This is a genomic window from Aquimarina sp. KJ22-3 (assembly GCF_055808215.1).
In genome coordinates, this window is sequence record NZ_CM147859.1 from 1,547,390 (window position 1) to 1,568,938 (window position 21,549).

22 protein-coding genes, 1 tRNA gene and 1 pseudogene are annotated in these 21,549 nt (G+C 35.4%); 9 read left to right on the forward strand and 15 right to left on the reverse strand.

Features of this window, described 5'->3' with window-relative positions; genetic code table 11:
• From AC0L3Q_RS06685 to AC0L3Q_RS06710, 6 genes and pseudogenes are all read left to right on the forward strand, one after another.
• Positions 1-1,956, forward strand: coding sequence for an OmpA family protein (locus AC0L3Q_RS06685; protein WP_473285861.1), 1,956 nt, complete (start codon positions 1-3; stop codon positions 1,954-1,956).
• Between the two features lie 222 nt (positions 1,957-2,178).
• Positions 2,179-2,700, forward strand: coding sequence for an isopentenyl-diphosphate Delta-isomerase (gene idi / locus AC0L3Q_RS06690; protein ID WP_473285862.1), 522 nt, complete (start codon positions 2,179-2,181; stop codon positions 2,698-2,700).
• Positions 2,697-3,107 carry a 6-pyruvoyl trahydropterin synthase family protein gene (locus AC0L3Q_RS06695; RefSeq protein WP_473285863.1) on the forward strand — a complete coding sequence of 137 codons (411 nt, stop codon included), beginning with the start codon at positions 2,697-2,699 and terminating at the stop codon, positions 3,105-3,107. The genes idi and AC0L3Q_RS06695 overlap by 4 nt, the downstream gene beginning before the upstream one ends.
• Before the next feature lies 1 nt (position 3,108).
• A pseudogene (locus tag AC0L3Q_RS06700) lies at positions 3,109-3,569 on the forward strand (peroxiredoxin).
• 39 nt (positions 3,570-3,608) lie between these two features.
• Complete coding sequence (locus AC0L3Q_RS06705) at positions 3,609-3,875, forward strand: hypothetical protein (protein WP_473285864.1); 267 nt, start codon at positions 3,609-3,611, stop codon at positions 3,873-3,875.
• 58 nt (positions 3,876-3,933) lie between these two features.
• Positions 3,934-4,007 (forward strand) — tRNA-Thr (locus tag AC0L3Q_RS06710).
• A 53-nt stretch (positions 4,008-4,060) separates the two neighbouring features.
• Here the strand turns inward: AC0L3Q_RS06710 and AC0L3Q_RS06715 are convergent.
• The 5 genes from AC0L3Q_RS06715 to AC0L3Q_RS06735 form a co-directional block, all read right to left on the reverse strand.
• Entirely contained in the window at positions 4,061-4,759 is a 699-nt protein-coding gene (locus AC0L3Q_RS06715; RefSeq protein ID WP_473285865.1) for a DUF4369 domain-containing protein, read from the reverse strand.
• Positions 4,760-4,933: 174 nt separating this feature from the next.
• Complete coding sequence (locus tag AC0L3Q_RS06720) at positions 4,934-6,238, reverse strand: DUF819 family protein (protein ID WP_473285866.1); 1,305 nt, start codon at positions 6,236-6,238, stop codon at positions 4,934-4,936.
• Between the two features lie 79 nt (positions 6,239-6,317).
• A complete protein-coding gene (locus AC0L3Q_RS06725) occupies positions 6,318-8,219 on the reverse strand; it encodes a M61 family metallopeptidase (protein WP_473285867.1) in 1,902 nt (633 codons plus the stop codon).
• A 2-nt stretch (positions 8,220-8,221) separates the two neighbouring features.
• Positions 8,222-9,028, reverse strand: coding sequence for a Cof-type HAD-IIB family hydrolase (locus tag AC0L3Q_RS06730; RefSeq protein WP_473285868.1), 807 nt, complete (start codon positions 9,026-9,028; stop codon positions 8,222-8,224).
• A gap of 43 nt (positions 9,029-9,071) precedes the next feature.
• Positions 9,072-9,998 carry an alpha/beta hydrolase gene (locus AC0L3Q_RS06735; protein ID WP_473285869.1) on the reverse strand — a complete coding sequence of 309 codons (927 nt, stop codon included), beginning with the start codon at positions 9,996-9,998 and terminating at the stop codon, positions 9,072-9,074.
• 161 nt (positions 9,999-10,159) lie between these two features.
• Here AC0L3Q_RS06735 and AC0L3Q_RS06740 point away from each other — a divergent pair, with 161 nt between their 5' ends.
• Entirely contained in the window at positions 10,160-10,942 is a 783-nt protein-coding gene (locus AC0L3Q_RS06740) for a S1/P1 nuclease (RefSeq protein ID WP_473285870.1), read from the forward strand.
• Positions 10,943-10,949: 7 nt separating this feature from the next.
• Here AC0L3Q_RS06740 and AC0L3Q_RS06745 read toward each other — a convergent pair whose 3' ends face one another.
• Positions 10,950-11,807: a helix-turn-helix domain-containing protein gene (locus AC0L3Q_RS06745; RefSeq protein ID WP_473285871.1), complete on the reverse strand. Its 858-nt coding sequence runs from the start codon at positions 11,805-11,807 to the stop codon at positions 10,950-10,952.
• A gap of 203 nt (positions 11,808-12,010) precedes the next feature.
• On the opposite strand from AC0L3Q_RS06745, the gene AC0L3Q_RS06750 reads away from it, so the two are divergent.
• On the forward strand, positions 12,011-12,424 hold the full coding sequence (locus AC0L3Q_RS06750) for a hypothetical protein (RefSeq protein WP_473285872.1): 414 nt from the start codon (positions 12,011-12,013) through the stop codon (positions 12,422-12,424).
• An 85-nt stretch (positions 12,425-12,509) separates the two neighbouring features.
• On the opposite strand, the gene AC0L3Q_RS06755 is transcribed toward AC0L3Q_RS06750, so the two are convergent.
• From AC0L3Q_RS06755 to AC0L3Q_RS06765, 3 genes are all read right to left on the reverse strand, one after another.
• The gene (locus tag AC0L3Q_RS06755; RefSeq protein ID WP_473285873.1) at positions 12,510-13,121 is read right to left on the reverse strand and encodes an alpha-ketoglutarate-dependent dioxygenase AlkB family protein; all 612 of its coding nucleotides are present in this window, start codon (positions 13,119-13,121) and stop codon (positions 12,510-12,512) included.
• Positions 13,122-13,123: 2 nt separating this feature from the next.
• Positions 13,124-13,471, reverse strand: coding sequence for a DoxX family protein (locus AC0L3Q_RS06760; protein WP_073315274.1), 348 nt, complete (start codon positions 13,469-13,471; stop codon positions 13,124-13,126).
• 142 nt (positions 13,472-13,613) lie between these two features.
• Positions 13,614-14,468: a hypothetical protein gene (locus tag AC0L3Q_RS06765; RefSeq protein ID WP_473285874.1), complete on the reverse strand. Its 855-nt coding sequence runs from the start codon at positions 14,466-14,468 to the stop codon at positions 13,614-13,616.
• 252 nt (positions 14,469-14,720) lie between these two features.
• Here AC0L3Q_RS06765 and AC0L3Q_RS06770 point away from each other — a divergent pair, with 252 nt between their 5' ends.
• Positions 14,721-17,030 (forward strand): S9 family peptidase, encoded by a 2,310-nt coding sequence (locus AC0L3Q_RS06770; protein ID WP_473285875.1) that lies wholly within the window; start codon positions 14,721-14,723, stop codon positions 17,028-17,030.
• A gap of 55 nt (positions 17,031-17,085) precedes the next feature.
• On the opposite strand, the gene AC0L3Q_RS06775 is transcribed toward AC0L3Q_RS06770, so the two are convergent.
• The 6 genes from AC0L3Q_RS06775 to AC0L3Q_RS06800 form a co-directional block, all read right to left on the reverse strand.
• On the reverse strand, positions 17,086-17,424 hold the full coding sequence (locus tag AC0L3Q_RS06775; RefSeq protein ID WP_473285876.1) for a hypothetical protein: 339 nt from the start codon (positions 17,422-17,424) through the stop codon (positions 17,086-17,088).
• A complete protein-coding gene (locus AC0L3Q_RS06780; RefSeq protein WP_473285877.1) occupies positions 17,421-17,690 on the reverse strand; it encodes a MarR family winged helix-turn-helix transcriptional regulator in 270 nt (89 codons plus the stop codon). The genes AC0L3Q_RS06775 and AC0L3Q_RS06780 overlap by 4 nt, the downstream gene beginning before the upstream one ends.
• 76 nt (positions 17,691-17,766) lie before the next feature.
• Positions 17,767-18,030, reverse strand: coding sequence for a DUF2024 family protein (locus AC0L3Q_RS06785; RefSeq protein ID WP_473285878.1), 264 nt, complete (start codon positions 18,028-18,030; stop codon positions 17,767-17,769).
• A 7-nt stretch (positions 18,031-18,037) separates the two neighbouring features.
• Positions 18,038-18,760 (reverse strand): hypothetical protein, encoded by a 723-nt coding sequence (locus AC0L3Q_RS06790; protein ID WP_473285879.1) that lies wholly within the window; start codon positions 18,758-18,760, stop codon positions 18,038-18,040.
• Positions 18,761-18,837: 77 nt separating this feature from the next.
• Entirely contained in the window at positions 18,838-19,071 is a 234-nt protein-coding gene (locus AC0L3Q_RS06795) for a thioredoxin family protein (protein WP_473285880.1), read from the reverse strand.
• A 108-nt stretch (positions 19,072-19,179) separates the two neighbouring features.
• Complete coding sequence (locus AC0L3Q_RS06800) at positions 19,180-21,504, reverse strand: outer membrane beta-barrel protein (protein WP_473285881.1); 2,325 nt, start codon at positions 21,502-21,504, stop codon at positions 19,180-19,182.
• Positions 21,505-21,549 lie beyond the last annotated feature (45 nt).

The window sequence follows — 21,549 nt, forward strand, 5'->3', positions numbered from 1 at the left end:
ATGAAGAGAGATTTACTTTCAGTTGTTTTAGTTTCCTTAGTTATGCTATCGGTTTCTTTTGGTCAAGAGAAGAAACTAGCCAAGGCGCAGGGTCAATATGATCGATATGAGTATATCGATGCCCAAGAGACCTATCTAAAGATCATAAAGAAAGGCTACAAGGATGCCGATTTGTTAAAGAAGTTGGCCAATAGTTATTATTTCAACAGTGAATATGCAGAGGCACAGAAATGGTATAAGGAGCTAATTGATGATTACAGTAGTGAGGCAGAGGCGGAGTATTATTTTCGATATGCTCAGACCTTAAAAGCTGCTGAGCAATATGATCAGGCCGATGTATACATGAAGAAGTTTACCGAACTGGCAAATGATGATAATCGGGTTAAACTATTTGGAGATCAACCTAATTACTTAGAAAGGATCGATTTTCAATCGGGTAGATTTGATATAGAGAACTCTTCTATCAATTCTTCGTTTACGGATTTTGGTACTGCCTTTTATGATCGTTTTGTAGTTTTTGCTTCCTCCAGAGATACGCTGATATTTAAAAAGACAGTACATCAATGGAATAATGAGGCCTTTTTGGATTTGTTTCAGGCCGAATATGATCCTACCAATGGAGAGTTATCCGAGATCAAGAAGTTTAACGGTACGATCAATTCAGAGTTTCATGAGTCTACCCCGATCTTTACCAAAGATGGGAGTACAGTATATTTTACCAGAAACAACTACGTAAAACGCAAGTACGGTAAGGATAAGAAAGGAACCAATAAGTTAAAGATCTACCGATCGTATAAGAACAGTCAGGGAGGATGGACTACTCCACAGAGTTTATCCTTTAACAGTGATGAATACTCTACAGCCCACCCGGCTTTGAGTATAGATGAACAGACCTTGTATTTTTCATCCGATATGCCAGGAGGTAAAGGATTGTCGGATATCTATAGTGTTGCCATCAATGGAGATGGTAGTTTTGGAGAGCCGAAGAACTTAGGAGATACGATCAATACCGAAGGAAAGGAGACCTTCCCATTCATCAGTAAGAACAATGATCTTTATTTTGCATCAAATGGACATTTAGGATTAGGAGGGTTAGATGTTTTTGTAACTCGTTTAAACCCACAAACCGAAGAAGAAGCTTTGGTGGTTAATATCGGTAAGCCGGTCAATAGTCCCAAGGATGATTTCGCTTTTATTGTAGATGATGAATCCAAGCGAGGTTATTTTTCTTCCAACCGAGCAGGAGGAATAGGTAGTGATGATATCTATAGTTTTTTACAGTTAGAAGACCTGCGTAAGTTTTGTAAGATTGTTATAGCAGGATTAGTCACAGATAAAGATACCAACGAGCCACTTACAGGAGTAAAGGTATCGGTTTATGATAGTGCCAACAACTTGATCGAAAGTATAGAAGTAGGCGAAGACGGGAAGTACACTACCGACGAGTTGGAATGCAGTACCAAATACTTTGTAAGAGCCGAGAAAGAAGAATACACCACTACAGAAAAGCTGGTTACTACTCCAGATACCAAACAAACCCTTGATGTTCCTTTAGCTTTAGAGAAGAAGATCAAATCAGCAGGAGTTGGGGATGATCTGGCTAAAGTATTGTCCTTAAAACCGATCTATTTTGATTTTGATCAATCATACATCAGAGAAGATGCTAAGATAGAATTGGCTAAAGTGATTGAAGTGATGGCTCAATATCCACAAATGAAGATAGAGGTACGCTCACATACGGATAGTCATGGTAATGATGATTACAACTTGTACTTATCTGAGAAGAGAGCCAAGTCTACGGTTGATTATATGATCAGTAAAGGTATTTCTGCAGATCGTTTGAGTGGCAAAGGATATGGAGAAACCGAACCGGTTAATGACTGCGGCAATGATAGCAACTGTACCAAAGATCAATATCAACTCAACAGAAGAAGTGAGTTTATTATTTTGAAATAAAAACGATAACCCAAAAAGAGTTACAAAAGGCACCTTATTCGTTAAGGTGCTTTTTTGTTTTAAGTTAATTGTACTATATTGAAAGAATAACGTTCATAATAGTAGAGCATTTTTTGCTAATAAGTTCATTTTGAGGTTGGAAAGTGATTTAGCGTTAAAAACCTGCTAATTAGTAAAACGAATACTACTATGATTTTGTAATTTTGACACAACAAAAAATTAATGAAAGAAGAAGAAAAAGTCATTTTGGTCAACGAATATGATGAGCAAATTGGATTGATGCCTAAGCTAGAGGCGCATGAAAAAGCATTACTTCATAGAGCCTTTTCGGTATTTGTTCTAAATAGCAAAAACGAATTGATGCTTCAGCAAAGAGCTCATCATAAATACCACTCTCCAGGATTATGGACCAATACATGCTGTAGTCACCAAAGGGAAGGAGAAACAAATATAGAAGCAGGCACCCGAAGATTACAAGAGGAAATGGGGTTTGTCACTCCACTACGTGACTCTGTGTCTTTTATCTATAAAGCTCCCTTTGATAATGGATTGACGGAGCATGAGTACGATCACGTACTTATTGGTGAATACGAAAAGGATCCCGTAATTAATTCTGAAGAAGTTGCAGATTGGAAATGGATGCCTGTAGAGGATGTCAAAAATGACATTATGATGCGTCCTGAAACTTATACAGAGTGGTTTAAGATTATATTTGATAAATTTTATTCGCATATTACATTATGAGAATTAAAGCATGCAGAAAAGCTCATTTTAATGCAGCACATAGGCTATATCGTAAGGATTGGAGCGCTGAAAAAAACCAAGAGGTATTTGGAAAATGTAATAATCCAAGATATCATGGTCATAACTATGAGCTAGTGGTTGGAGTTATTGGAGAAATTGACCCGGAAACAGGATATCTCATCGATCTTAAAATTTTAAAGGATCATATTAAATCTGAAGTTGAAGATTATATGGATCATAAAAATTTGAATGAAGAGGTTGAAGAATTTGCTTCGCTAAATCCTACTGCAGAGAATATTGCAGTCGTTATTTGGAACCGACTACGTAAAAGAATAGATGAGAAGTTTGATTTGGAAATAACACTATATGAAACTCCTCGTAATTTTGTGATTTATACAGGACAATAACATGGCGTTAGAAATAGGAGATAAAATACCAGCGTTTACGGCAAAAGACGATTCAGGAGAACTAATAAGCAGCACCGATTTGATTGGAGGAAAGCCTGTAGTATTCTTTTTTATCCCAAAAACTTCACGCCGGGTTGTACCAAAGAAGCTTGCGCTTTTAGGGATAGTTACGAAGATTTTAAAAGTATGGGAGCCGAGGTAATCGGGATAAGTTCAGATAGTGTTTCTTCTCATACCAAATTCAAAAACAAATACCGTTTACCATTCACTTTTTTATCAGATGCCAATGGAAAACTAAGAAAGTTATTTGGAGTAAAGTCTGAATTATTGGGGTTGTTGCCGGGCAGAGAAACTTTCGTAATCGATAAGGAGGGTGTGGTACGTTTAAAATTTAATAGTATGAATGCCTCAAAACACTTGGGGAAAGCAATGGATAAAGTAAAAGAATTGACTACGATTTGATCGAAAATCGTAATTTTACATCATAAAACAGATATAATTATGGCAAATAAGAGAGATCTCAAAAAAGATATCAATTACGTATTAGGAGATATTATCGAGGAAGTATATGCTTGGGAATTAGAAAACCCAGGAAAGGATAATAAGGCAGGAGAAGCTATTATTGATGAAGCTATCGCTTCTTTTGACGGTTTTATAGAAAGAATGAATAATAAAAAAGTGGAGAATGCTTCAAAGCATTTTAAAGCGATTCGAGAAGATTTAGAAAAAACAGCAAAAGGATTATTGGATAAAGTAAATTCATTATAATTTTTTTGAAAAAGTATTTGCAAATATCATTAGAGCAATTATATTTGCAACCGCTTTTGCCGATATAGCTCAGCTGGCTAGAGCAGCTGATTTGTAATCAGCAGGTCGTGGGTTCGAGTCCCTCTATCGGCTCAATAAAAAAAGCTCTAAACATTGTTTAGAGCTTTTTCTTTTGGTGATATTTTTTACTGATTTAGCGAATCTATGGTCTTTTCAGCTTCTTCTTGCTGTTTCTTTCGCTTTTCTACATAAGCTATAAGTTGTTTGCCGTACAAAGATTTTTTTACCCTTGGGCTAAGAGATTTTGCTACAGTATCCAGATACTTGATATTAGCGTCATAGATCTCGCTAAGTGTGACATAAGGAGCTACCTCTAATTTTTTATTATAAACCGCAAAATTAATGGTATACAGATACTTTTGACGTAAAAGCTTTTTGTAGGCCACATCGTTTTCCATCAATTTCTCATCATCTTTTTGTTTGGTAGCTTCAAAGTCTTCCTTCATTAGCCGAAGATTACGTTGATTAAAACGTTCCAGCATTTTCTTGTACTCTTGGTATTTTTCCTGGTTTTTTCCACCAGTTATTTGTACATCGGTTTCAAAGTCTTGCAGTGTAGTTTTGATCACTATTTCTCCTGGTTCTGCAAAGAAATCAATGCGATCGTTATACTGAGTACCATCGTCTTTATCCAGATATAAATAGTGTATTTCCGGTTCTTCTACATTAGACTGCATTACAAATTCTGAGTTTCCTTCAATAACTACCGAATCTACGTTCACCAATAAAGTGTCTTTAATTTTTTGCAGATATAATGTCCCTTTTTTTAACCCATCAATGTTTCCGGAAATAACAACATTCCCCTCTTTTTTGGAGAGCTGCAATAGGTTAATAATAGTACTGTAATTAATAAAAAAGGAATTCTTTTCATGCGTTCGAAATATTCAATTAAAATGGGTTACAAAGATGCAGATTTTATTTGAAATAAATGCTGCATATTCCCTTTTCAGTCTTCAATACTTTATCTTTTTAGAGGGAGTTTTAAGTGCTTTATAGGTTTATCCTTTTGATGCGATTTCCATCAATATAGTGCATAAAATAGCACCATAAGTACCTACGACATATCCAAAAACTGCTAATAGTACTCCAACAGTAGTTAATGAAGGGTGAAAAGCGGCCGCAACTACAGGAGCGGAAGCAGCACCACCAACATTAGCCTGGCTACCTACAGCCAAAAAGAAATAAGGGGCTTTGATTATTTTGGCCACAAAAATGAGTAATAAGGCGTGAATAGACATCCAAACCAAGCCAATGGCGATTAGACCTGGATTTTCAAAAATCATCCCTAGATCCATTTTCATTCCGATAGTAGCAACCAGTATATAAATAAAAATACTTCCTAATTTGCTGGCACCAGCACCTTCATATTTTTTGGCTTTGGTATAGGATAAGGCAATTCCTATAATAGTTGCAATCGTTACCATCCAGAAAAATTTGGAAGTAAAAGAGGATAGTGCAGAGCTTTTATCGTTAAAAATTTCAAAGTTATTAGATAACATCTTTGACATTCCTGCGGCACCCCAGTGTGATAATCCAACTGCGGTAAAAGCAATTGCTAACATGACAATGTAATCCGTAAGCGATGGATTTCGAGTGATGCTGTCGGCATAAGTGGATACTTTTTCCTTTAGTGCTTCAATGGCTGTATTATCAGCTTTTAACCAGCGATCTATTTTGGCGCTTTTCCCAATTCCGATTAATAATAGAGCCATCCAAACATTAGCAACTACAATATCTACCAAAACCATCCCACCATATTTGTCGGGGTTATATTGGTAGATTTCTAACATAGCAGCTTGATTTGCTCCTCCACCAATCCAGCTTCCTGCAAGTGTAGATAATCCTCTCCATACGGCATCAAACCCAGCACCTCCAACAGTTTCCGGGGATACCAGAGAAATTAATAAGATAGCAACAGGTCCACCGATAACAATTCCTAGCGTACCTGTCAAAAACATGATAAGCGCTTTAGGCCCTAGATTAAAAATTCCTTTTAAGTCGATACTTAAGGTCATTAAGACCAATGAAGCTGGTAAAAGATATCTACTTGCGATAAAATATACATTTGAAGATTTTTCTACCAATTCACCATCTGCATCCAGCTCGCTCCAGTGGGGAGAAATAAGTCCAACTGAGTTAAAAATGGCGGGTAATAAATAGCAAAGTAAAACTCCTGGTACTATTTTGTAGAAAGATTTCCAGAAACCTTTGTCGATGGATGAAGTATAAAATACCAAACCTAAACAAAGCATCAAAATTCCGAAAACTATAGTGTCATCAGTAAAAAAAGGAGAATTTTCCATTCGAGAAGTGTAATTTTTGATAATAGCCCACAAAATACACTATTTTATAAAAGCTCAAACTGCATTTTACGAAAAATTATTAGTCGTTGATCCAGCTCTTCAATAATTTTATTTGCTGTTCTGAAGCCTCAGGAATTTGCTCGAGAATGGTTTTTTGTATAGTGGGCTTGATGACCTCAGTCTGTAAAGTCATTTTTTCCGTTCCTCTTTTAATTTCAAAAATAACTGTGTCGCCCAATTTCCATTGATTAGAATCTCCAAAAAGATCATAAATGTTCTTTACTTGATATTTTTTATCATTGATACTCAGCAGTACATCACCACCTTGTATACCTAAATTTTTCAAGAAATTGTTATACTTAGTGTTAGATTCAAAAATAATCTCATTACTATCTTCAGAGGCTTTTACTAGTGGTTGTTGCCCATCTATAAAATAGGAAGAGTTTACTGTCTTTTCGCCAAATTGAATGCCCACTTTGTTCAAAAAGTAATTATAATCGATTGGGGTATTATTAACGACATGATTTTCTAAGAAATCGCCTACTTCAGGATAAGAAAACTCGCGAATTGTTGGGATCAGTTCATCATCGTCAAAAGGATTTTGACTGCCATATTCCTGAGATAGATTGTGAATAAGGTCTACAATTCCGTAAAGCCCATCGCTCTTTTCTCGCATCAAAATATCAATACACATAGAAATCAAAGCTCCTTTTTCATACACATTACGATAATTCTGTCGGTAAGGCTCTTTTAAGATGTTTTTACTCATTTCGGTAAAAGACCAGGAATCATCAAACTGTTTTGAAATTTCAATTTTTTCCAACAGTATTTCCATAAATTCTTCTTGCCCGATAAGTCCTTGTGTAATTTGAAAGATGATTGAAAAATACTCGGTAGTTCCTTCATACAACCATAAATGTTTTGACATTTTTGGCTGGTTATAATCGAAGAAATGGATCTCTTTGGATTGAATACTTAATGGAGTTACAATATGAAAAAACTCATGAGAAACGACATTAATTAGGGATTCAGTCAGTTTTGCCCTTGTGAGCGATTCTGGCAAGACCACTACAGTAGAGGTGTCGTGTTCCAAAGCTCCAAAACCAGAAGCATCATTTGGTTTGGTAGTCGATAGGTATAATAAGATGCTATATTTTTTTGTGGTATTAATGTTTCCAAGGAAATTACTTTGAGCTCTAATCATACGCTCCATTTGCTCTGTAAAACGCGATGCTTTGTGTATTTTATTAGGGGAGTAGATGCTTAATAATATTTCAATTCCATTTGCAGTAAAGGTAACCCGATCGGGAACAGAATACATAATAGGAGTATCTGCTACATCGGCATATCTATTAAAAATAAAGTAGTCAACATTGAAATTGATATTTTCTGAAGAATCTCTAGGTTCAACTTCTGTGGCAGAGGTTGAAGCTTCTAAATGAACAGGATGTTTTATAAACAGACGATACTCGGTTTCTTTCATCTCAGAAAAATACCCGACAAAAGCATACAAGTTGAGAATGAAATTTTTGTCCTGATCTATATTCGTTCCGGTGGGAGAGAATATTTCGTGTGTATTTTCTATATCAAAGGTGTCATTGACGAGATATGTAATTTTTGCCAATTGCCTAACGTTATTAATTTCCCATTGGTTATGCCCAACTTTTTGAACAGACAATGATTTTCCCTCTTTATCAAAAGCTTCAAAACTTTCGATATACTTACCATAATTGTTATTTTGATAGGTGCCGGGAACGATCTTGGGTAAGAAATAACTTATGGTATCGGCATCTATACTTTCGGTCCTGATTTCTATTTTTACCTTATCATCAATAATTTCATAAAGATCGATTGAAGCATTGATGGGTGAATAATGTTTGATTGCTGTAGAAGAAGATTCGGCCGATTTACACCTAGGTAAAACAATAACGCATAGTATTGTTAATACAAGGATAGGTATAAATCTATAGTTCTTCTTCACAATTATAAAATGTTATTCTTAATATAGGTGGCTACACCATCTTCTTTTCCAGCCAGAGTTACTGTATCTGCAATTTGTAGCACCTCTTTTTTGGCATTGGCAACGGCTACACCTGTACCTACTGCCTTTAGCATTTCCATATCATTATAATTATCACCAAAAGCTACCGCATCAGAAATCGGAATATCGAAATGCGTATCTAATAACATTTCAATGGCAGTTAACTTAGAAATACTCTTATGAGCTATTTCTATATAGGTTGGCTTAGATCTATAGAGATGTAAATGGTCACTAAAGGTACTATTTAAATAGTTGAAAACCTTATCAATCATGGGCTCTTCTCCCATGCACATAATTTTATGAGCTCCTTTATTGCCATCTCTCCAAGTGTCAATAACCCTCGAAGTGGATTTTACTTGGGGTACTACTTTGGTATTATTAGCCTCTCTGTTTGCCCAAAAATCCATTTCAGGAACATACCACTCATCTTCATAATAAAGGCTAAGATGCACCTTGGTGCTAGCGTTGAAAGTATTTAGTTCATCGATAATATCTACAGGGATTACTGTAGAGTGAATAGGTTGTTGATTTACCAAAATTAACCCTCCGTTATAGCAGATTAATGGTTGATCGATAATACCAAGCTCATTTTGCAAATGAGTCATTGCACTGGGCATCCTAGAGGAAATTAAAATTACCGGGATCTGATTCTTTATTCTTTGAACTTCGGAAATGGTGAACGATGAAAGCTCTCTTTCTGGATTTAATAAAGTTCCATCAATGTCAGAAAATACAATGCGATTTGGCATTAGCAGTGGTTGAGATTTGGGTTGATCCAAATTAAGATAATAATTATTCTTTTACAAATTTAGTGATACTGTTTAGAACTTCGGGCATAATTTTTCTCCAGGCTTCGTTATAAGATTTATAACTTTCGAGACGATCCCCCTTTATTTCCTTGAGAATATGATTCATATTCGAAATAATGGCGTAGGTGGCTTGGGGAGAAGCTTCTTTAAGTTTTTCTGATTGGGAAAGCTCAACTTGTATGTCTTTATCCCCATGAACTATCAGAATGGGAATATCCAAAGCTGCTATTTCTTGTTTAGGGTCATATTTCATCCAAGATTTGATAAAGGGTTGTAAATCATATCTGAAAATAGACTCTAATGCCGGATCATATCCAACAGCTCTTCCGTTTTCTAGCAATTGTCGAAATGCGACTGCAGCATTTTTCTCTAATCCAGGAGCTTGTTTGGCTATTTGCTCCACAATCACTTCGTCCAGAGGATCCGCATTTCCAGCGATAGAAATAAAACCATCTGCTCTTTCTTTTGCAGCGATCATGCCAATTAATGAGCCCTGACCATGCCCAACTACCATTACTTTGGTATAAGCATCATTTCTTTTGAAGTAATCAATTATTGACTTAGCATCCTCGACAAAATGATCAAAAGATATTTCATGTTCCTTAATACCCAGGCTTTCCATTTTAAAAAGTCTCTTGTCGTATCTAAATGTTGCAATTCCTGCTTTGGCTAAATCGTAGGCTAGTTTTTTGAAGGTATCATTCTTAGACATTCGGTCGTTACCATCTCGATTGATTGGTCCCGCATCCATAATAAAGATGAGAAGAGGGGATTTTTTGTCGGAATATGGTGTAACTAAAGAACCTTCGACATACCTATTGACCTTTACTATGGCTGAATTATACTCTTTTTCCTGAGCAGAACAAATAAATATGAATAATGAAAAAATAAGTATAAACTTTGACTTCATATCTGGGGTAGTATCTTTAGAGTTATATAGCAAACGTTAAATACTTCATCATATTTTGATGTACAAAATTAAACAACCTACAATGCACGGTTTAACTCTAGTCATATTTTAACGAATCACTAACATACCCTTTTTTTATCTTTGCCGCAAAATATTGAAACATGAATCTGAAAAATAAGCTTGTACTTATCATATTATGTATTTCTTCAATTACAATTACCGCAAAAGACGATTGGGGTAAAACCGGTCATAGGGCGACTGGAGAAATAGCAAGCAATTACCTTACCAAAAAAGCAAAACGTAATATTGCGAAAATATTAAAAGGGCAAAGCCTTGCTATGGTGTCTACTTTTGCTGACGATATTAAAAGTGATGCAAAGTACAAAGGATACAGCCCCTGGCATTACGTGAATTTTCCTTTTGATAAAAAATATGGAGAAGAAACGCCGAGCGAATACGGGGACCTGGTGCAAGGAATACAAAAATGCATAACAGTGTTAAAAAATGATACTTCTTCAATAGAAGAGAAGGAGTTCTATTTAAAAATGCTGGTTCATTTTGTAGGGGATTTACATCAACCCCTACATGTGGGTAGAGGAGAGGATAAAGGAGGTAATGATATCCAGGTAAGGTGGTTTAAAGATGGATCAAATTTGCATCGGGTTTGGGACAGCAATATGATCAATCATTTTGGTATGAGTTATACTGAATTGTCTAAGAACGCTACCTTATTTTCTGATCAGCAAATTGAAGAAATCAAAAAAGGTACCGTTTTGGATTGGATTCAGGAATCTCAGGATTTAGCCAAAAAAGTGTATGCTTCTGCTAATGTAGGTGAAAAGCTCGGATATAGATATATGTACGATTACTTTCCTACCCTACATGCCCAATTGCAAAAGGGAGGAATCCGACTTGCGGTAGTACTCAATGAAATTTTTGGATAAGTCGAGATCAGCTTAACGCCAATTCTTTACGATACTGTTTGGGAGACATTGCAAAATGCTTTTTAAAAGTCTTTGTTAAGTGACTCTCATCGGTATATCCTAATTGGTAGGCAATCTCTGCAATGGTAAACTCAGTATGTTGTAATCGGTATTCAACCAATTTCATTTTATACTTGGTTACATATTGATGGATAGATTCTCCTGTTTTTCTTTTGAAATATGTACTAATTGAACTCTGAGACATGTTGAACTTGTTCGCCAAAAAATTGATTTTGGTAAGATCATTATCATATACATGTTGCCGGATATGACTTAGTATTTGATCTATTTTCGAATGATTAACAGTGATCTCTCTTTTGTTTGAGTTATACTTTTCTGAAATATTGCGGACAATGATACTTAATATGGTACTAATTGCGTTGGAGATGATTTCCTGATAGTAAATCTTTTCGTTTTTGAATTCTTCCAACACCAAATTATGAATATCCCAAACGATACTTCGATCTTCTTCATGGCAGATCACATCCCCAGGAATAATATTTGGATGGTGTAGCAATTGTTCTATACGTTGTAACCAATACTTCCTGTCGGGGAGATTAACCTTACTGGAAAACAAAAGCTCTGTGAATTTAAAATAAGTGAACTTAGTATGACTTTCGATTTCAAAGTGATGTGTATCTTCTGGAGCCAATAGAAAAATATCATTTTCTTTGTATGGAAACCTGACATCATTAATGGTATGATACCCATTTCCTTGTTCAACAAAAATTATTTCGAAATAATTATGATTGTGAGGTTCCGCTTCCCATTCATCGATAGAATATTGGTGTACCACAAAGGTTTCATGCAATGTATAGCGGTTCATAAACAACTTTTTGTATTTAAAGTTACAAAATAAAATCAATATTTTAACATTTATTTTTTACAAGTAAATTTCGACGAAACCGTTTGATTTTATTGATAACGAGATGGTTAGGTGATTTTTGTACAAGTTATTTAGCAAAAAGTACAAGAGATTATGAACTCCTTTCTAGTAATTTTGTTCTCCGTTTTTTTAAACACCTTCACATGAAACTCAAAATTTATTTATATCACTTTACCAGGATCGCTTTCGGTGTTTTTTTGGTCGTGTATAGTACTTATAATGTTATCAGGTATTCGGGGTATCTAGATCGACTGGATGGCTACTTCGTTTCAGTTTCTTTGTTTGATAATAAGGTGTTAGAAGCGTTGGCTCCTCTGGTTCCTTTTGAAGAGTTTGTAATTGGCTTCTTCTTGGTATTAGGAATGTTTACCAAACATGTATTAAAAATATCTGTGGTGTTGTTTGCTTTTTTTACCCTATTTCTTTGGGATGCGGGTAGAGAAAGTTGTGCGTTTATCCATTTGCTATGTTGTTTGGTGTCTTTGGTGTTGTTGAAGAAGGATAATTATGACCTTAGGTCAAAAGATTACACTGAAGATTTTTATAGGTTAACATAGTAAAAGACAATCCCTACAGATAGGATTTTTTTCATAAATTGATTTTTGTTTGATTCAAAACCCCTGCCGCCCCCTGGTAGGGGTTTTACTTTATCACTCTAAAGGTCAAGTTGATGCGAGAAGAAATCTTTTTTTTCGTTTTAGGAATTTGATGCAGCCAATTTTCTTGAGTTGCCCCCTGCATAACTAATAGACTACCGTGTTGCAATTTTACTTTTAGTTTCAGGTTTTTGTCATGTTTGTGTTTGAAGTGAAACCAACGCTCTTCTCCAAAAGTGACAGATGCAATTACTGGATGTTGTCCTAGTTCTTTTTCATTATCTGCATGCCAACCATTACTATCGCTTCCATCTCGATATAGATTTAATAGACAAGTTGTGAATTCGGTATCGCAAGTGTTTTCGATGCTATTCTTTATTGATAACAATTCTGGAGTAAAAGCTTTTGGATGCATGGTGATATTTGAATATCGATATAGCTTTGTATTATTGGCATAAAGAGCGGTGAGTCTTGGTTGCATATAGGTTTTTCCAAAAATAGTAATGGGATCTTGTTGCCATGCTATGGTCTTGGTAAGTTGGTCATAAAAATAAGAAGACTCCTCATCGGTGAAAAAAGCAGGATAGTACCACACATCTGCATCTTTCATATCTAATTGTATTGGATCCGAGTTATTGGGAAAGAGTAATGGTTCCATTTTTATACATATTGATACACCCAGTAGATAAGGGCAAATTGTAAAAGCAATCTAAGAATCAACACCCATTTCGGAAGATTAAGTCCTGCTTTTTTATTGATCAACATATGGACATGCACCGGAAAAAACAGAACCAGCATGATGATGATTAATAACAAGGAAAATATTCGGGTACTCTCAAAAATTAACCCTACACCTGCCAGAACTTCAAAAACTCCACTTAGGTACACCCAAAATTTATGATATGGTATGTAAAGCGGCATTATCCTCATAAAAGCTTTTGGTCGGATAAAATGAAAAATTCCTGCTATTATAAATATAAAAGAAAGTACGTATAAATGCCAACTCATTATTTAAAATTAAGTGTTAATAGGATTAAGGGTAAAAGATACCACAAAATTTATTTAGTTAAAGATAAGGATATGCATGAATAAAAAAATCCCTTTGCGTAACAATAGCAAAGGGATTAGATCGTATCTCGGGTTGTAGAAATTACAAAGAAATTTCTTTTGAATTATCAGGAGTTTCAAAAATGGCACCTTCATCTTCAAGGAAAGTGATATCTGTAATGGTGGCCTCACCAAGCTTTTGAGTCATCCCTTTATCTTCCTGCCATCCATAAAATTCCCAGTAGGTGGCAAAAGGTATTCCTTCTACCATTTCGAAGTTTTTATATTGTATGGCATGTGGATCTTCTTCAGCCTTACTGATATCATCTCCACTTCCAAAAGTAACGATATACGCTGCAGCTTTTAACGTATTCTTTTCAGTATCAGAATAGATGACATACCAGTCTTTTGGAGCATCTCCTGTTCCTGGTTTAAAAGTAAGTTTGGCAGTATGATGATCAACTCCGTCCAACGGTAGATCGTTTTTTAAGTCCCATTGTGTACCGGGGTCATTTAATTTATAAGGTAAACCAAAGAAATACGTCCAAGTAAACATATCAAATCGCGCTCCTCCAGCAGTAGCATCTTCGGGGCATAAAAATACTTTTTCACCATTATAAATAAGCTTCGTCTCATCTTTTTTGTCAATTCTGATTTTTGTAGAATTGGTGAGCATAGTAATCTTTCCATCCAGATGCTCCTTACCACCAAAGATGATGTTGATATTAAAACTGATGGCTTTATGCTTTAGGAAATCACTTTTTTTATGTGCTTTTTCAATGCTGCCGATAAAACTATCGGTAATAGAAACTGCTCCATCCCCAATACCTTCGTTGGGTTCAACAGGGATAGCTTCTTTTTGAGTTTCTGAAGATTGATCGGTGTTAGTTTCTTCTTTCTTGGTTTGATTACAACTTATAAGAATAAGGGCAACCACCAACATATATAATTTTTTCATAGATAGTTAATTTGTGTTACTCGAGTAAAAGTACTAAAACCAAAAAATGAACAGCAATATTTGGGAAAAATGTAACACTCCATAATATTCTAAGTATCTATGATAGAGGTACTGGTGCGATAGCGATTATTTTGCTTTGGTTATTTCCAAATTTGCAAGTTTTATGTTAAAACATAAATAGAATGTAACAAAAGCCAAGCGATGATTACTTATGATATTAGAAACACACTTTTTCTTTATAAATCAATCAATATGAGAACAAAATCATCTACAGTTTGGAGCACATTTATAGTGCTTTTATGTTTGTCTTTTGTGCCTATACAAGCACAAGAAGTCACGGGTACCTGGAAAGGTAAATTATCTGTGCAAGGAGCTGAAATCCCTTTGGCATTTCACATCGAAAAAAAGGATGGAGCTTTGGCGGCTACCATGGATAGTCCTTCTCAAGGAGCTACGGGACTGCCAATGGATAAAGTATTACTAGAAAATGAACAATTAACATTAGTATTCAAGAAAGCTGGTATCAAATATGTAGCGGCAGTAGCACCACAAAAATTAAAAGGAACTTTTTATCAAGGCGGAATGGAATTACCCTTAGAAATGGAAAAATCTGAAAAAACAATCCCCGGTAATCCAGAATTGGTTACCTCTGATGCAGAATTAATAAAGTTGGCAGACCTGGATAAAGGTGCCTATGGGTATTCTGTAGAAGATTATTTTGCAAAACCAAAGGCCAGAACCTTTCGTTTCTCCCCAAATGGTAAATACCTTTCGTACAGAGAAAAGGATGAGAACAAAAAGAACCATGTATATGTAAAAGAAATTGCTTCGGGCAAAGTAACTCGTGTAATCGAAGAGAAAGAAGAATTGATCCGAGGTTATGGCTGGGCCAACAATGGCCGTCTGGTATATGTAATGGATAAAGGCGGGAATGAAGATTATCATTTGTTTGCTGCCAATATCGACGGATCTGATCAAAAAGAGTTGACCCCTTATGAAGGAGTGCAAGTAAATATTTTGGAAGGGTTAAGAGAAGATGAAGATCATATGATCATTTCGATGAACAAAAACAACAAACAGATTTTTGAACCTTACAAGATCAATATTGTAACAGGAGAAATCAAACAGTTGTTTAAAAATGAAGATGCTGCTAATCCTATTGCTGGATACAATTTTGATAAGGATGGAAATTTAAAAGGATATGCTAAGATTCGTGACGGAGTGAATTTTGATTTCTATTATGCAAAAACAGACGGGAACTATGAAATCATCAAGCAATTAAACTGGAAAGATACGTTTTCGATCTTAAACTTTGACTATTCAACAGATAATCCACATGATGCGTATATTGTATCTAATTTGGATTCTGATAAGTCTGAAATTTATTTATATGACTTGAAAGAGGATAAGGTGATCAAAAAGTTATTCTCTAACGATAAGTATGATGTATCCAACCTTTCAGTGTCCAGAAAAAGAGGATATGAATTAGACTATTTCTCTTATCAAGGTGAGAAAAGAGTAGTAGTTCCAGTTAGTGATTATTACAAGAAACTACATGCAAAAATTACGGCTAAGTTCCCGGATCACCAATATTCGATTGCAGATAAGACAGACGAAGAAGATAAGTATCTGATCTTTTTACAAAGTGATAAGTTATACGGAGTATATTATTCTTATGACACCAAAACCGAAGAGTTCAAGTTGTTGTATAATCTGATGCCACAACTTAAAGAAAATGATATGGCAGAGATGAGACCGATTACTTTTACTAGTAGAGACGGGCTTACCATTCATGGGTATATCACTTTGCCAAAAGAAGCCTTACAAGGTAAGAAAGTGCCTTTGGTAGTAAATCCACATGGAGGACCACAAGGAATCCGCGATTCTTGGGGATTTAATCCAGAAGCTCAATTATTTGCCAGTAGAGGATATGCAACACTTCAGGTGAACTTTAGAATCTCTGGAGGATACGGAAGAAAGTTCTTGGAGTCTGGATTTAAGCAAATTGGTAGAAAAGCGATGGATGATGTAGAGGATGGATTGAAATATGTAATCGAGCAAGGATGGGTAGATAAGGATAGAGTAGCGATTTATGGGGGAAGCCATGGAGGATATGCTGTGCTAAGAGGATTGACCAAAACTCCAGATTTATATACTTGTGGTGTAGACTACGTAGGGGTTTCAAACTTATTTACCTTTATGAAAACGATTCCTCCTTACTGGAAGCCTTATTTAAAGATTATCAAAGAAATTTGGTATGACGAAGATGTGGCTGAAGAAAAAGCCATCATGGAAGAAGTATCTCCTGTGTATCAAATTGGTAAAATCAAGAAACCATTGTTTGTAGTACAGGGGGCCAATGATCCAAGAGTAAATATCGATGAATCAGATCAGATCGTAAAAGCCTTACGTGATAAAGGGTATGATGTACCTTATATGGTTAGATATGATGAAGGACATGGTTTCGGAAAAGAAGAAAACTCTATTGCGATGTATAAAGCAATGATGGGATTCTATGCAAAACATTTGAAAAAAGAACAAACAAAACCTGTAAAGGGATAAATTTAGTCTTAATTTTGAGTGAAAAGCCTCCTGTAACTTGGGTCAGGGGGCTTTTTTATGCACTTTCTTCAAATTCTGGGCAGTCCAGACGGATATCTTTATCAGATAGAGTGGTTTTGATCAGGTTGCAATAGTGATCTTCTTTATTTTTTTGATAAAACTTACAACCAAAACAAGTACGTTGGACAGATAAAATACCTGTTCTATTTAGTTTATAGATCAAAGTATTTATGGTAGATAATAGAGATTCTTGCTTTTCTTGATCAAATTGAGCCACCTGAGTTCGAATAGGGTTTGCAAAATGTTCTGTTGCCGAAACGGTTTTTTTACCTTCCGCGGTCAATGCTATAAAATAACTTCTGCTATCAACCAAGGTTTTATGTTTGCTAATCATCCCTTTTTTTCGAGAGCTTTTACCGCATCGCTTATCGTAGGTTTGGTTAAGTTAAACTCTTTTGCCAAATGACTAACCGTACATAAATGTTCCTTGTGATAGGCAACAAAAATTAGAATTTGTATTTGAATAGGGCTTAGGCCAATGGTCTTGGCATACTCCCAAAGTAAAGCTCTAAACGCTTCCGAAATGCGTTCTAAACCCACAACAATTTTGGAAACCGTATCGGTATTCTGAAAAGTAATATCAAAAATGCTTTTATCCATATGTTTACAACTTTACCAACAAGAAATACTAATTTCTTATTGGCAAAGTTAGTGATCCTAATTATTTTGGAGATTATTAATTACAGTTTTCCATTTCAAGAATATAATATCCTTTCGTTTCGATCTGTGCTATCATTTCTTCGGAAGCTACAGCAATATGACAAAACCTACATTCTTTTGAGGTTAAGCTACCAGTTTCAAAAGATTTTGTTTTTAAGTAAGTTCGACCAAACTCAAATATTTTTTCTTCATCTGTTAAGGTATCCGATACCAAAATATCAAAGTGCATAACAGCTCCATCGTTTCTTTGTACATAGGTGTCCCAAACGGCTATTTCCATAGTTATCTTATTTTGATGTTACTTGATAGGGAAGTGAAAGATCTTTGCTTAGCACGCTGTATACTTCATATACTCCTAGCATAGGTTTATCTTTGTTTTCAGTATTTACCTGCATATAGGCAGCTACCGCATCAAACTTAAAATCGGTTTTATGATTCATTCTATAATCAGGAATGACCACTTTAATCTTATTTCCTCTTGTGATCACTTGAAAACCTGGCGAATCCATATACATGGGCATTCCGGGATTTGTAGGCGGTAGGTTTACAGAGTTGTCATTTTTGTCAAATTGCTTTACGGCCAAGCCTCCTTCTACCCGTTTGTCCTGATGTAGCACCACCCAATGGGGATGCCATACGATCCCATCATTGTCATATATATTATCTGTGTTTTCATCCCACAGCGGAGTATCGTCAAAATCTGGATGAGAGGTTAGAGCCAACGCTACAATACCATCGGTTGCACTAAAACCTACATCGGTGGGTTGTAAGGTGGTAGGGAATACATATCCCAACACAGGGGCACCATGCAACTGTCCGGCTGGAGTGGGCGTGGTTTTACCTGCATTTCCTGATACCGTAATTTCCCAAATAGTGCTGGAGATTTCTTCGTTATGAATAACAGAAGCTGCTGTTATTTTGAGATCGTCATTATTGTACTTTTTACAATCATCGCATGCGTATAATACGTTCGATAGGATTAAAAGTATACTTAGAGATAGTAGTTTCATTACTTTGATATTTAAAGGTTACATATATAGTTAGGACCCTTTTTAATAAGGAGTCCTAACTATAAACATGAAAAAAATTAAGCCTTTACATCGGCTATAGCAGCTCCAAAATTGATGTGCAATACATTTCCGTTTGGAGTTAACAATGCAGGTACAGATCGTACTCCTGCTTTTTCTGCAGTTGCTATTTGTGACTGGTCTTCTCCCAAATGAACAATTTCTACGTTTTTGTTACCAATAAGGTGTACAAGGTCTTGTTCGGCGCTAACACATACTGGGCAACCAGCATGATAAAAAATTGATTTACTCATAATTTTATTTTTTTTGTTTATTAATTCGATACAAATATAGTAAGGAATCCTAACTAAAAAAATATTTTTATTTTTTTTAACATGGTTCATCAATAGAGTAGATGAGGATTATCGAATTCTGTTGAGGTTGTCGTCTACATCTTTATTTTTGAAGGATGACTTTTTAGTCTTACCAAAAGAGTACTGTAATGAGAATGAAAGCTCCTGCGCATTGACAAAGAAGGTATCCTTGGCCTGGATTTGATTGGCAGTATATCGATCTTCAAAATTCATATTTCTGAAAATGTCATTAGCATTAATAGACAGTTGTAGTTTTTGATATATGGTAGTTGCAAAAGATGCGCCCACTACAACTAACGCATTTCTTTCAAAAATTCCCTGATATCTTTTGGATAGGCCCCAGAAATTAACACCTAAGGTAGTTTTGGGTTTGATTTTTAATTCTGTATTAGAGTAGTAATATAGATAGGGTCTGGTTTTTTGTTGTATGGCAAGTGGATCTTTTATTTTGGAGTAGTTTAGACTTATGATATTGGTTGAGGTAATCGTTTTATAGCGCTGTGTATTTTGAAATTGAATGCTATATCCGGTTTCTTGCTCAAAGTTTTGCGGAGAGGAAATAATACGGCTTTCTTCTGCATTATAGACAGAACTAAAAAAAATGGGGTACTCTGTATGGAAATAACGAAAGCTAAGATTGGATTTTTTGGTGACAAAATTGGTAGATAGCTCTTGTGTGATGGTAGGACGTAGGTTTACATTTCTGGTAAATTCTACCAAGGGATTTATGAATGTACTTATCGAACTTGCATTGAGGTAACCCGGTCTATTGATCGTTTTGTTGTAAGCAAGATTTAAAGATTTTGTACTGTCTATAGGGATATTAACTCTAGCCTTTGGGAATAACTGAGTTTGCGTTCTATCCACCAACAGATCTTCCTCGTTTCTAAAACCTCCTTTTACCACATTAGTTTCTACTCTCAATCCTGCGTTATAGCCAATCTTGTTTACTTTACCTGATAATTGGGCATAGGAAGCATAAGTATCTTCATTGTAATCATAAACAGTCACCAGACGTTGATCAGTGTCGACAAATTCGAAATCAGAAAATGCCTTGGCTTTACTTAAGGACACAGAACCACCAACTTCAACTTTAATTCGTTTATTGATTTCATTTTCAAAGTCTATTCTTGATGCTAGAACAGCAATATCATAAGTCTGATCCCTGTTTTGAGATAATTCAAAACCATTTTGGTTTACATTATTAAAAATACTGCTCTCTAAGTCTCTTGAATAATCAGAATACTGAACACCAAAAAACAAATTACGTTTTGCATCCAGTTTTTTATTGTAGTTGATATTCGAAGTCAAAAAACTTCGTGGGGCATTATTTAAGCTTTCCGATATGATGAAATCTTCTGTTTGATCGATTTGTAAAAATGTATTGGTAAGAATGGGAAATCGATCACGCTGTGTTCTGTAATTGATTCTTCCAGAGAAGTAATCACTTTTATTCAATTCATAGAAAAAACCACCACCAAAAATAAACTGAGGTCTGGGGCCAATTGCTTTGGCATTATAATCGGATATGATATTTTGTTCGGGGACTTCTAATCTGGATCCGGAGTTTTCCCAAAAACCGATTTGGTTGTAATTGATATTGGCTTGTAGCTCTAGCTTTTTTTGTTTAAAACTTGAACGTAATTCCAGATAATTACTAAACCTCCTTTTGAAAGAAGCAGTTTCTGAAAGATCAATTTTATAGCCTTCCTTTTTGTTTCGTTTTCTAGTGATCAAGATTAGCGTTCTACCTTCGGCCTCATATTTGGCAGGAGGATTGTCAATAATCTCTACCGATTTGATATCTCCAACAGCTATAGATTTTAATTGATCAAAATCGATTCTTTGATTATCCATATACAATAATGGGGTACCTCTACCTATAATGGATAACGATTCCTGATTTGGACTTATTTGAATACCTGGTAGTTTTGAAAAAAGAGCGGTCGTAGAAGGTAGGGATTCCAGAATAGAATTTTCTACGTTCACACTTAGATTCCCTTCTTTAAAACTAAAGGTGTTTTTTGTACTGTTTATGGTAACTTCATCAAGGCCAACTAAAGCTTTTGACAACTGCAAGGAAATCTTTTTGTCTTCATTTAATAGAATCTCCAGGGTTTTGGTATCATATCCCAAACAAGAAATTGATAACAAGTAGCGACCTTCGGCAATAGGGTTAAAAATAAACATGCCGTTATCCACAAAAGTAAAAGTGATGATCTCCTGAGTAGTGTTGTCTTTTAATATCACATCTCCTGCGATTACGGGGGTGCCATTTTGATCTGAAATTGTTCCGGATAGGGTGTAGGTTTCTTGAGCATAAAAGGATACCCAAAGCAATAGTGATAATAGGGTGAAAATTGTTTTTTGCATGTTTTTGTTTTCTGAAAACAAATAACACTAGAAAACAATGCTTCC